A 13,327-nucleotide genomic window follows, 5' to 3' on the forward strand; every position below is an offset into this window, starting at 1 on the left:
TTATATTTCGTTTAAGTCGACATATCCAGGTCCTTTGTTTCTTTCCAGAGCCACGCCATAAGAATCAGAAATGCTGCGGAGGAGAGAACGCCGAATGTCATGACGGCGCCAAATCCGTATTGAGCGGAAAGCAGCCCGATCATGACAGGCGTCAGCATGCCTCCGAAGAAGTTTCCTGCGTTGTAGGTCAATCCGTGTCCGGTAGACCGCATCCTTAAAGGAAAATGTTCTGCCGTGTATGTTGCGTTTACGCTCCATACTCCGCCGGGTCCGAAAAAGCCGACGATGATCGCACCCAGATAAAGCAATGCGTTATTATCCAGCATGACGAACAAAGGGGCGCCCAGCATGGAACCTAATGCGGAAATAGTTATGGTCCACCGCCTCCCGATTCGGTCGGACAAAATCCCGAACAGGATGCTGCCGAAGACGGCTGAAGCATTCAATAAAATAGTCACGGCGCTGACCATGGCGACGGTGAAATGATGTTCAACCCTTAAAAAAGTCGGATACCACAGGCTGACGGAATAATATAAAACGAGAAATCCGGCGTTCACTAGAATGGAATGAATCGTGCTCCAGGCCTGTTTTCCGATAAAAAGATTGATCAGAGGAATTTTTTCGAGACTGCTCCGGGCGGATCGCTCCCCGGTCCACTTCCGCGTTTCTTTAAACGTAGCCAGAGTATAGATTCCCAGAAGAATAGGAGGAACGGCGGCAATATAAAACATGTCGCGCCAGCTGCCCGAAGAATAGATGCCGGCGTAAAGGAGACCGGCCAGGATGCCGCCGGCAGGGAAGCCAATTTCCAGAAGACCCGAAGCGAGACCCCGTTTATTTTTTGGAACCGCTTCCATAAGAAGCGGAACACCGACGGAATACATCGATCCCATACCAAGACCGAATAAAAAACGAAGTACATACAGGATAGTGAATGTCGGAGAGAATCCTGATATAAACTGAAAAATTCCATACCAGATCATGGAGGTAATTAATGGAATCCGGCGTCCCCACTTATCGGCGGCAACGCCGACAAGCGCGCCGCCGATCAATCTTGCGAGAACGGTAACCGATGTGACGGTTCCGAATACAGCCGCAGTCACGTTAAATTCTTTCATGATATCGACGGCTATATAAGTCAGCATTAAATAATCAAAGGCATCAAAGATCCAGGCCATGGTCACGACAGCGAGGATGTTGCGCTGCTGCGGACTCATTCTTGCTCCGCTTTTTTTCATTCGCTTCGGAACAGGCATATTCATAACCGAAAAGCCTCCTTATAAATGATATACCAAGACTTCTCCATGAACACGTCGGATGGAAGGCAATGACAATGCTCATTGTGTGATCTGCTTCATTGAGGCCCCCTCAAATTGGGCATAACCGTCTTTTAAAGCGGCCTGAACGGCCTGACAAGCTTTGCCGCGGTATAAGATCTGTACCTGATCCAGCAAACCGTCAATCCCGTCTTTCAGGCAATAACCGCGCAACAGCTGCTGCAGAAAGCGGCCGGCGTGTTCTGTTGCCAGTGTACAGTCGGCGTCGATAATCACGCCGTGTTTCCGGTCCAGTTCCAAGGTGACGGTGAGCGAGTCGTAAACATTTCTGGCGGCCATTCCCTGCGGAAGCCTGGCGTGCCCGGCGATTAAATAAGTATTCATTGTACGGCCTCCCCGTATTATTCGGTTAATCAGCGGAAACAGACTGAAAAGGCCATGCCGGCAGCTGTTTTCGCAGAGGTTTATCCTTTCGATAGCCGAGTGCATATTCGGCCTGCATGATCGTATGGATCTCACGGGTTCCTTCATAGATGATCGGAGCTCTTGAATTGCGCAGGAAGCGTTCAACCGGGTATTCATCTGAATACCCGTAGGCCCCATGGATTTGAACAGCATCATTGGCCGCTTCAAAAGCAGCATTGCACGCGATCCATTTCGCAAGCGATGTCTCCCGTGTGTTTCGTTTTCCCTGATTTTTAAGCCATCCTGCCTGATGGACGAGCAGCCTCGAAATTTCCAGATTGGCACTCATTTTGGCGATCATCTGCTGAACCAGCTGATGTTTCCCGATTTCTTTTTCGAATGTTTTCCGTTCATGACAATATTTAAGGCTTGCTTCCAGACTTGCGGCGATTAAACCGACCGCTCCTGCGGCTACAGTGAAACGGCCGTTGTCCAGAGCGGACATCGCAATTCTAAAACCTTCGCCTTCTTCGCCCAGTACATTGGCAGCGGGCACCTTTACATCTGTCAGAAAGACTTCACCGGTATTTCCTGCATGAATGCCTAATTTTCCCCGGATGGCATTGGATTCTACTCCCGGAAAACGGCGCTCTACGATAAAAGCCGTGATCCCTCTGTGTCCGCGAGCCGGGTCTGTTTTTGCAAAAATGATGAAATGATCCGCTACGTCGCAAAGCGAAATCCATGTTTTTGAGCCGTTCAGGGTGTATACATCGCCGTTCCGGACGGCGGTTGAACGCAATGCGGCGACATCGGAGCCGGCGTCCGGTTCTGTCAGACCGAAAGCGCCGATCTTTTTTCCCTGTGCCTGAGGGACGAGATACTTCTGTTTCTGTTCTTCCGTTCCCCACTGCAGCAAAGTCATACTGTTTAATCCGGTATGCACGGAGACCGCTGTCCGGTAGGCCGTGTCGCCGCGCTCCAGTTCTTCGCATACAACGGCCAGTGTATTGTAATCCATTCCGGCACCGCCGTATTTCTCGGGAATGCAGACGCCCATCAGCCGGAGATCCGCAAGCTTTTGAATCACGGTCAGATCAAAATGGTGCTGCCGATCCCATTCCCGGATATTCGGCACTATTTCCCGATCGACAAACTTTCTCAGCATGTTTTTGACTGCCTGCTGCTCTTCTGTTAAAGCAAAATTCATGATCTGAGCCTCCTAAATGATGTTATTCTGTCTGAAGTGGATGATTTCTTCTGCACTGTAACCGAGTTCGGACAGGACGGATTCGGTCTGTTCTCCGAACAGCGGAGGCGGATCGCGCATCGTGATCGGGGTGGCGGATAATTTTAACGGAGAACCGACTAATTTAAGATTCTCGATTTTCGGATGATTCATTTTCACCAGCATATTTCTTGCCTGTATTTGCGGATCTTCAAACATTTCAGCGATGGTATTAATGGGCCCGTTCGGAATTCCCGCGCGGTCGAGCAGCTTTTTCCACTCCTTTTTGGTTTTCTTTTTCAACAATTCTTCGATCAGGGGAATGAGTTCGGACTTATTTCGCAGACGGGCGTCGTTGTGTGCAAATTTTTCCATACCGGCCAGTTCCGGTTTTCCCAGTAAGGCCGTAAATCTGCGAAACTGCGGGTCATTTCCTACCGCAACGACAAACTTCCCATCTCTGGCTGTAAATACCTGATAGGGGACGATATTGGGATGGCGGTTTCCTATTCTTTCCGGGTTGATCCCGCTGCACAAAAAGTTGCCGGCGACGTTGACCAATGCCGAAACCTGACAATCCATCAGTGAGATATCGATTTCCTGGCCTTTGCCGGTCCGGTCCCTGTGATGCAGGGCAGATAAGATGCCGATGCACGTGTACAGGCCGGCCAGCACGTCGGCAATGGCAACTCCCACTTTCATCGGGCTGCCGCCGGTCTCGCCGGTAATACTCATCAGCCCGCTCAGCGCCTGGATGATGTAATCGTAGCCCGGCAGATTCTTATAGGGACCCGTTAATCCAAAGCCTGTAATCGATGCCATAATCAGCCTTGGATTCGTTGCTTTCAATTGCGTATAGCCGAGATTCAATTTTTCAAGGGTGCCTGTTTTAAAGTTCTGAATCACGATATCGCCGGAAGCAACCAATCTGTGAAATATTTCTTTCCCCTTCTCGGATTTCAGGTTTAAGGTCATGCTTTGCTTATTGCGGTTAGTGCATAAATAGTAAGCGCTTTCCCCACCGGCAAAAGGCGGGCCCCATCCCCGCGTTTCATCCCCGGTTTCGTAATGCTCGATTTTTATCACTTCCGCTCCCAGATCCCCGAGAATCATTGAGCAGAACGGCCCTGCCAATACTCGGGACGCGTCGATGATCCGTATTCCGTCCAAGGCCCCTTGCATCACATCATTCCTTTCTCAACTCATTAAAAGATAGGAAAAGAGCCGGCAAAACAAACAAGGATGCTATCCATTGAACGTTTCACCGACTCTTATTCAAGGCTCTTCTTCCGGCCGGGGAAGATCGAGTGAATCAAGTCGCGTTTATAATTTTTAAAGCTGTCGGCGAACCGTTATGCGGCAAGGGTCTTTGCCGTCATCGGTTCGTCAGATATCCGGGCTGCAGATATCCATCGTCTGTTAACGCATCGAATGGTTTGCACCAAGGATTTTTACGGAAAGGCGGATGCGAACCGACGATTCATTTTTACGGCTCTCCTGCTTTGCTTGCCCACCTCTTTGGCCCATTTCCATACTATGCCGTCTGACCGCTCTTCATTCCGGCGGAACCGCCTTGAATTTTGCCGCCTGGTTATTTAAACGGCCCAGCCATTGTGAACATACAATTGATGACAAAGCTGAGAAGTGAAACCATTAAATTGTATAAACATCGACAACCACCTGACTTTCATGGCAAATATTATATTTTTAGATAATTGTTCAGAAATTGTATATTTGTTAATGATACAACCTATTGTAGCTTGGTTAATTTAAAAGTAGGGATGTTCATGTTTTTATTAAGAGAACTAGCTGATTTTACATCTAACTTTGTATTTTTCTACCCCTTTATTATGTCTTTATTTTGGATGGCTGGGGCTGTCTTATTTTTTGTTTATCGTGAACGAGAAGAAGAGATTTGTTTCGATGACTATGATTGGCCAATGGTCAGTTTTCTGGTACCTTGTTTCAACGAAGAGGATACGATCGAAGAAACAATCCGATATTTATCGAAAATGCCTTATCCGAAGAAAGAAATTATTGCTGTAAATGATGGCAGTACGGATCAAACCGCAAAAATTCTTTATAAACTTGCAGAACAAATTAAAGAACTTAGATTTATTGACTGCAAAGAAAACTGTGGAAAAGCGAATAGCCTTCATATTGCCTGCCATGCAGCCAGAGCAGAATATCTCATATGTATTGACGCAGACGCAATTCTTGATCCCAATGCTCCTTTCTATCTGATTCATCACTTTTTTAAAAATGGAGAGAGAGTCGGTGCGGTTACCGGCAATCCGAGAGTGAGAAATCGAAAGACGTTGCTAAGTAAATTACAGATTGTTGAATATGCTTCAATCATAGGATCCATTAAACGAACGCAGCGAATTTTAGGCAAGGTTATGACCGTTTCGGGAGTTGTTGTTGCTTTTCGAAAAAAAGCTCTTGCTGATGTAGGGTTATGGGACCGGGACATGATCACGGAAGACATTGCAGTTTCATGGAAACTGCAACGTAGATTCTGGGATATACGTTATGAACCGCGTGCACTCTGCTGGATGCTTGTTCCCGAAACCTTAAAGGGCATTTGGAAACAACGAATTCGATGGGCTCAAGGCGGGGAAGAAGTTCTTATAAGGCATTGGCGCGTTTTTTGTGACTGGCGGCAAAGAAGGATTTGGATCGTTTATCTTGAACAGCTCTGCAGCATACTTTGGACATTTTCCTGGCTTGCGCTCACTGTTTTTAAACAGATAATTTCAGTCACTTTAACAGAGCACTTAATGTGGTTTACGCTTTCATCGTTTGTGCTTGTGTTAATGAGTTTTGTTCAGTTACTGACTTCCGTGATTATTGACTCAAAACATGATTCTGTCAAACGCTACTTAGCCTAGTCTGCCTGGTATCCCGCTCTTTACTGGATCGTTAGTACAATGGTGGTTATTTTTGCGCTTCCGAGAGCGATAAGAGCAAGGATTAAAGGGGGGTATGCATTGTGGTCAAGTCCGGACAGGGGTATGGACAAAACGGTATGATGGTTACGCCATCTTCCAACCACCTATTAAAATCAATTGTGCTCGTTTTCTTAACCAGTATCATGTGGGCATACAGCTTACTCGTTCTTCTTTTCTTTAGTACGGCTCTTTTATATCTCCGTTTGTCATTCGTGGAGCAGCTTAAAGCAAGGCTTGGAATATCTGATTCTCTATTACGCAAATTTGTGTGGAACAGTCTGATCCTATGGATAATCTTTGTTTTTGTACTCTGGATCTGGCGGTTTTATAATAAAAAGAAATTCGGCAGTTTACATAGAAGAAGATATCCGCCTGTTACTACAGATGAGGACATTCTCAAGTTAGGATTAATGTCGGAAAGGGACTATGTTCAATTAAGAAAGTGTAAGATCATTGCATTTGATAAAAATCCAATAACTCATATCGAGGTCGAGCATAAATAAAATCGGTCTCTTGGCAAATTGACAAAAATAATTTGACAATCAGGTCAAATTTTGTTATTCTATTTTTTGTCTTGTGGGGCATTAGCTCAGCTGGGAGAGCGTTGCGCTGGCAGCGCAGAGGTCAGGGGTTCGAACCCCCTATGCTCCATCGAATCGCCGCTGGAAGGGATTTTCTAGTGCAAAATAGAGCAAAAGCACACAGCGTTCTATGACAGACCTATTTTTGACCAGTTTTGAATCTCTGAGGGTGAGTTTTCAGAAACTTACTCAAGGAGGTCTTTTATTGCTTATCAGTATGGCATGACGGGAAATGGCAACAGACAAGAAGTATGACGGTATCACGGAGAATAGCTTGAAAAGTTATGACGCACTCTGGGGGACGTTCGGCAAGTGGCTGGCAGAAAACGAGATTGAACGCGTTGACTAGCTCAACCCTCGTGTTTTCAGAGTGTGCCATACTTTGTGTGAAATTGACACAGACGGCACTATACTGGCTAGAGCCGTAGAGATTGCAAACAAAATAGTGAATGAATGAAAGTGCTCCCTCGGGGGTGCTTTTTTTGTTTTCACTGACAGTCTACCTCAGCGAGTGCATGAGTGTGGGCTTGTGAGTTACCCTCTCCCAGCCTTCCTCGCGAGCTTTACATAAAAAATTCCCTCCGCTGGTTGTCTGGCAGAGGTTTATGGTGTTAAATGGAATTACATTACAGTACCCAGCAGAAAGGATAATCTCCATGCCCCCAAAAAATGAAAATGATAAATTAAAGAAAAATAAGCAAGTCACCTACTTATCAATTGGTATTTGTTTAGGGGCTGGAATAGGGTCTATCTTTAATAATATTGTATTAGGAATCTGTATTGGAATTGCTTTAGGAATCGCATTGGGGTCTTATGATAAGAAAAGATGACCTTTTTTTAACTTCTTGAAGGTTGCTTAGCAGTTCGTTTTTTTATTGCGCGACAGAACCCTTCTTAAAAATATTTTACTGACAAATTACACCAGCATATTTCACTGAAACAGAGGTTTTCCGCATAGGAAAGCCTTTTTTGTGTTTACCGCAAGTTAAAGCTATACTGTCCGGCTCGCGGTGAAACTCTATACAACTGGGTGCGAAGCCATAGCAAAGCGCGACCTCATAAATAAGAATAAAAATAATACGAGTTTGCCCTCTTTTGCTTCTCAGAATGGCTAAACTGGCGCGCTACGCGCTCAGTAAGCCTACAAGGGGAGCGGTTTGTTTCTATCTCCTATTCAATTCAAAAATACCGAGGTGCCCTATTTGTTTTCCCCACTAGCATAGCCGCGCTTTCAGCGCAAGGTAAAGCTACCTGACTCAATTATTTTCTTTTTATTGCTTCCTATGAGCTGGACTAAAGGACTTCACTACGAGCGAGAACACCCAGACTTCACTTGCTGTCAAACTCATTGGACCACGAGCTAGGTGTATTAAGATAAAGATAATCATTTGCCCTACAAAGTGCCTCCATCCCTTGTCCCGCATGGAGCTATCCGATTTCATAGGTGGAAAATCTCACTTACTGAAAAAGCTTAGGTGGGAAATTTGACGTACTGTCTTACTTTTTGTTAGTACATAACGGGCGAAAAAATAAAGCGTAAGGGGGCATTCTCCCGCCCTTCTCGCTGTTTTCACAAAAGTTATTTTTTCAGAGTGTCAAAGCGAGTCGTCAACTATTCAGCTCAGGGTAAAACTTTACTCTCATCGGTAAGCCAGCAGACACCCACGGAGCCGCTCGCAAGTGCGCTGACAGGTGGAACCAAAGAGGATTTTTAATGTCTGCCGGAATGATTGAGAAGAATTTTAAGCTGAAAGAAGAGCCAGATAAAGCTAATCTTTTAAAAAGCAGTAGATGGCAATGGACATATGGGCAAAGTTCTTAGATACAGCACCTAAATTAGAGGGTGCTTTATTTATGCCTAAAAGAAGGTGAAGGAAATATCTAATGTTGACTATATGAATGTCCCTCAAAATTATTGAAAATTTTGAAGCGATTTTTCTGCCATATTGAAGCGCTAAACGAATAGCTGGAAGGGATATGTCATGATCAACGATTTGTTTTTCAACTTAAAGGCTTTTCGAAACAAACAACAAGGTTAAATAGAATCAAAGTTTCCTGTCTTCATTTTGAAAAAAGGGACAGGGCGTTTTTCGTTCTTTTGGCGGATTTGCGGTTTTCCAAACTGGAGTCATTTATCTTTTGAGGCTTTCGTATGAATTTCAAAAATAAGAAGGCGATAAATGGGTATAGATAATATGTATCCGATTCTACAGAAAGTTCGTCTTAAGACGCCGAGGTGAGCCAATGATGTGGTATGCGAAAACAGCAGCGGAAGTTCTGAACGATCTGGATGTCGACCCCCGCAGCGGCCTGTCTTCCGAAGAAGCGGAAGCAAGGCTCGTGAAGCATGGCGAAAATAAGCTGAAGGACAGGCCGAAAAAAAGTCCGGCAGTATTGTTTTTTTTGCAGCTCAAAGACATGCTGATTTACGTTCTTCTCGGTGCGGCGGCCATCACGCTTGCGATCGGCGAGTATACAGACACCGTTATTATTCTCTCGGTTGTCTTTCTGAATGCAGTGATCGGCGTCATTCAGGAGTATAAGGCCGAAAAAGCGATCGAAGCCCTTCGGCAGATGTCGGCGCCCAAGTCCCTGGTCCGGCGTGACGGAGAAGTAAAGGAAATAAATTCCGGGAAAGTTGTGCCGGGGGATATCGTTGTGCTTGATGCCGGAAGATACATACCTGCCGATCTGCGTCTGATTGAAAGTGTCAACCTGCAGATCGAGGAATCGGCTCTGACTGGGGAGTCGGTTCCGTCCGGCAAGGATGCCGAAGCGATTTTTAAAGAGGGAAAAATATCCGCGGGCGATCAATCAAACATGGCGTTCATGTCAACACTGGTGACCTATGGCCGCGGCGAGGGCGTCGCGGTCGGTACCGGAATGAATACGGAAATTGGAAAAATAGCGGAAGTGCTGGAACAGGACCGGACAGATCCGACACCTTTGCAGCAGAAACTGGCCACTCTTGGAAGAATGCTCGGTTATATTGCCGTCACCGTCTGTGTGCTTATTTTTATCGTCTCTTTCTTTCAAAAAAGAGATCTTATTGAAATGCTCCTGACGGCGATCAGCCTGGCTGTAGCAGCTATTCCGGAGGGCCTTCCGGCAATCGTTGCCATTGTTCTGGCACTCGGTGTCACAAGAATGTCCCGCATCCATGCGATTGTTAAAAAGTTGCCTGCCGTTGAAACACTGGGTTCTGTGAGTATCATCTGTTCTGACAAAACGGGTACGCTGACTCAAAACAGGATGACTGTTCAGCATGTCTATACACATCAACATTTTGAGAATGTCCCTGCGGACGGGACGGCAACGGCTGATAGGAAAGACGAAAAGGAGCTGATCAAGTCTTTTGTCCTCTGCTGCGACGCGACCTTCGAAAATGGGGAAGGAACCGGGGATCCGACCGAAATTGCTCTTGTCGTACTCGGTGAAAAGTATCATATGCCGAAAAGAAAAATGGAAGCCGGGCATGAGCGTGTTGCTGAAAGACCGTTTGATTCCGACAGAAAACTGATGTCAACGCTCAACAGAGAAGGGCCGGAATACCGTGTGCATACGAAAGGAGCGATCGATAGCCTGCTGAAAACAGCCACACACGCGCTGATCGGCGGCAGGCCCGTCCCTCTGACGCAGGAAATCCGTCAGGGATATCTCGCAGCGGCTGAAAAAATGTCGCTGAGTGCTTTGCGTGTACTGGGTGCGGCCTGCAAGGATACGGACCGGATTCTTCCACCCGAAGAAATGGAAAGTGACCTGACGGTTATCGGCCTGGCCGGCATGATCGATCCGCCCCGTCTCGAAGTCAGCGAGTCGATTCAACAAGCGAAACAGGCCGGCATCACACCTATCATGATTACCGGAGACCACCGGAATACGGCTGCCGCCATAGCGATGCAGCTCGGCATCGCTGCCACGCCTGATCAGAGCATCTCCGGGTATGAAATCGACAGGTTTTCCGAAGCCGCATTTTCCGATCGGATTGCTGATTACCGTGTTTTCGCCAGAGTGTCGCCGGAGCACAAAGTGCGGATTGTCAGAGCCTTTCAGTCACGCGGCCATATTGTATCGATGATCGGGGACGGCGTGAACGATGCACCGGCACTGAAAAGCGCAGATATCGGCGTTGCAATGGGCATCACGGGAACGGACGTTTCAAAGGGAGCCAGTGATATGATTCTGACCGACGACAACTTTACAACGATTGTCCGTGCAGTCGAAGAGGGACGAAACATTTACAGTAACATCAGGAAGGCGATCATTTTTCTGCTTGCCTGTAATCTGGGCGAAATAGTGACCATCTTTGCCTCCGTCGTTTTCTCCTGGCCTGTGCCGCTGCTGCCGACACAGATTCTCTGGATCAATCTGATTACGGATACCTTTCCGGCGATCGCGCTTGGTGTTGATCCGGGAGATAAAGACATCATGAAAAAACCGCCGAGAAATCCCGGGGAAGGCTTCTTTGCCGGCGGCATCGGTTTCCGGGCGATTTTGGGCGGAACTTTGATCGGCGCTCTGACGCTGGCCGCTTTTCTGTTCGGTCTGAATGAGCACGGCTACGGCCCGGGATCAAGGGATATTCCTGCCGGCGTAATGATTTATGCGGAAACGATGGCTTTTGTCGTTCTTGCCGTTTCCCAGCTTTTTTATTCGCTTGCCATGCGGAATACCACCCGCTCTATTTTCCGGATCGGCCTCTTTACTAATTTATATTTAACAGGAGCCATCGTCCTGGGAGCGGTTCTGCAGTTTGCCGTCATTGCAGTCCCGTTTCTCTCGAATGCCTTTCACGTTCACATGCTTTCCGCCCGTGACTGGATGATTGTTTTTCTGCTTGCGCTTGTTCCGCTTGCCGTAAGCGAGTGCATCAAGTTATTGGTCAGCAGCAGAGCCGGCCGGCCGGTGTAAGGCAGAACATTTTCCCGCTTTTTACATGCAATTTTTCAGCCGGGTGTTGATGTGTATATTTGCCGGGTTAGCTGTCCCATGATCCGATTTCATCCGGTGCCCGGCCTTGAAACGTCTGTTTCATGTACGGCAAGCCGGCGTTTGCAAGTCAATCGTAAGAAAATACAAATGTATAGGGGAGCGAGTATAAAAAAAGCAGTACTTTCAGCAACAGGCGCCAGGTAATCGGACCAACAATACCGTCCGGGTAAAGGCGGCAGCGCCGCTGGTAGGATTCCACGGCAGCTTTTGTTTTTGGTCCGTAAACGCCGTCGACCGGTATGCCGACAGCCTCCTGAATATAGCGGACCGGCCGGCCTTTACTGCCGAGCCGGATCAGCCTGCCGGGGTAACGCCGCGATCGGGATGAGAAAGCGCTGTTCTGATGTCCGTTTTGTTCGATTGTTTGCAGCGTACTGTGCAGATCAGCCTGAGATAACGGATAACCTGCTGCCCTATAGATCGTTTCCATCAGTTCGCTGATCGCACTTGCTTTATTCTCAGAAGATCTGCGGTAGTCCTTCTTCGGTGTCGGTTGTGATTTGAACGGTGAATCCCAAAACACACCGGGCCTGAGAATCCTGACCGAACCGTTTCCTGTCTCTGCCGTACCCGTGCCCCGGCCGAGAAGATAAATATGGGTCTTTTGAGAAAGCTTTCCTGAAGACCATGCGGACGTCTGATAGAAAAAATCAGCCTGTCCGGCAGAAGCCAGCAGTTCGATAATGTCATAGGATCCGGATACACCGACTGCATAATCCCGAATCATGCGCCTGACGGAAGAAAAGTAACTGATGACGGCAGCGTGATCCGCCGGGAGAGCGTCGTAATCCACCCTGAAGAAAATCGGCGAACCCGGAGGTTGTCCGGCTTCCGCCGCCAGGCGCACAGCGTTCTGGGCATCCTTCCCGCCCTGTTCTTCTGTGAAATAAGTGTGCCCGGCCGCATCAGTCTGCCAAATGCTGAAAAGTTTCAGCCCGGCTTTCCGGATGGCCAGTGATTCGGCCGCGCCAAGAGCCTTATCCGGATTATGCGGATGCAGGTATCGGCCCACAGCCTCGATTTTTTCCTGCTTCAATTGATTGATTGCAGCCTGGACAAGTCTGTGCGGTGAGTCTATCGCTGTCACTGAACGTCACTCCTTAGGTTTAAATGTATGTTATCGGCCATCGGCTGCGGCCGAATACCGAAAGTACTTTCTGAAAAAGGGTTCAACTGACCGGGTTCGGGGAGAATCGATGCTTGTCTTTTTTTGTCGGATTGATTGATAGAAGGCAGGACTCCTTCCTCGGGCGAATATAGGGGCATGGATCTGACAAATGGGAATGCTGCAAGGTGAGGCCGAAAAATAAAAATAGGGGATATTTCGCGGATCCGTTCGGAAGAAAAATCATAGAACGGTTAACTGATTCTCTGTATAGTAATATTTTCCCCTGACGATCTTAGTAAAACATATTTCATAAATTTGGTAAACTGATAATTTTCGCAATTTGTGAAAATTATATTACAAGTTTGGACATTTTTTCCAGATAGAATCGTTTCGCGGAAAAGGCCGGAGGATCACCCGTACAAATAGTCGAACCGTCGGTTGTCCTTTTTTTATGATTGCCGTCCGTTCATTTCGTTGGAACGGAATGCCAGCCTGTTATTGGATATTTGCGTCTCATTTTTGCCGGTTTCAGTGGCCGGAATAAATAATTCTATAGATTGTCCTTTTCTTCTCTAACTATTTTCTATACTATAGAGGTGTCAGTCATCTTAATCTTTACCGGCCGAAGAGAGGATGAATGAATTTGTGATCTTTTGAAACAAGATAACTGACTCTTTTCTTCAGAATGTGTAATATTATGTATAAAAAGGAGGAACTGATCATGGACAATAATCTGAAAGTGAAAATTTACGCGGACGGAGCCGTGCTGGACGATATGCTTTCCG

General features: G+C 47.1%; 8 protein-coding genes and 1 tRNA gene. 4 read left to right on the forward strand and 5 right to left on the reverse strand.

The genetic code is table 11. The features are described from left to right. Positions 1–11 precede the first annotated feature (11 nt). The 4 genes from Q6A92_RS03920 to Q6A92_RS03935 all read right to left on the reverse strand — a co-directional run bounded on the left by Q6A92_RS03920 (position 12) and on the right by Q6A92_RS03935 (position 4,092). A complete protein-coding gene (locus Q6A92_RS03920; RefSeq protein ID WP_332237110.1) occupies positions 12–1,262 on the reverse strand; it encodes an MFS transporter in 1,251 nt (416 codons plus the stop codon). Positions 1,263–1,337: 75 nt separating this feature from the next. Next, positions 1,338–1,661 (reverse strand): DUF3870 domain-containing protein, encoded by a 324-nt coding sequence (locus tag Q6A92_RS03925; protein WP_274402133.1) that lies wholly within the window; start codon positions 1,659–1,661, stop codon positions 1,338–1,340. Positions 1,662–1,686: 25 nt separating this feature from the next. After that, on the reverse strand, positions 1,687–2,892 hold the full coding sequence (locus Q6A92_RS03930) for an acyl-CoA dehydrogenase family protein (protein WP_274402131.1): 1,206 nt from the start codon (positions 2,890–2,892) through the stop codon (positions 1,687–1,689). Positions 2,893–2,904: 12 nt separating this feature from the next. Continuing rightward, the gene (locus Q6A92_RS03935) at positions 2,905–4,092 is read right to left on the reverse strand and encodes a CaiB/BaiF CoA transferase family protein (protein WP_332237111.1); all 1,188 of its coding nucleotides are present in this window, start codon (positions 4,090–4,092) and stop codon (positions 2,905–2,907) included. A 605-nt stretch (positions 4,093–4,697) separates the two neighbouring features. On the opposite strand from Q6A92_RS03935, the gene pgaC reads away from it, so the two are divergent. From pgaC to Q6A92_RS03955, 4 genes are all read left to right on the forward strand, one after another. After that, positions 4,698–5,801, forward strand: coding sequence for a poly-beta-1,6-N-acetyl-D-glucosamine synthase (gene pgaC, locus Q6A92_RS03940; RefSeq protein ID WP_332237112.1), 1,104 nt, complete (start codon positions 4,698–4,700; stop codon positions 5,799–5,801). A 638-nt stretch (positions 5,802–6,439) separates the two neighbouring features. After that, positions 6,440–6,512: transfer RNA gene (locus tag Q6A92_RS03945), tRNA-Ala, on the forward strand. Positions 6,513–7,050: 538 nt separating this feature from the next. After that, entirely contained in the window at positions 7,051–7,272 is a 222-nt protein-coding gene (locus tag Q6A92_RS03950) for a hypothetical protein (RefSeq protein WP_332237113.1), read from the forward strand. Between the two features lie 1,417 nt (positions 7,273–8,689). Further along, positions 8,690–11,353, forward strand: coding sequence for a cation-translocating P-type ATPase (locus Q6A92_RS03955; protein WP_443029681.1), 2,664 nt, complete (start codon positions 8,690–8,692; stop codon positions 11,351–11,353). A 148-nt stretch (positions 11,354–11,501) separates the two neighbouring features. Here the strand turns inward: Q6A92_RS03955 and Q6A92_RS03960 are convergent, their stop codons facing one another. Beyond that, positions 11,502–12,521, reverse strand: a complete 1,020-nt coding sequence (locus tag Q6A92_RS03960) for a glycoside hydrolase domain-containing protein (RefSeq protein ID WP_274402125.1) — start codon at positions 12,519–12,521, stop codon at positions 11,502–11,504. Positions 12,522–13,327: the final 806 nt, after the last annotated feature.

This window comes from Sporolactobacillus sp. KGMB 08714 (genome assembly GCF_036598985.1).
Lineage (GTDB): Bacteria > Bacillota > Bacilli > Bacillales > Sporolactobacillaceae > Sporolactobacillus.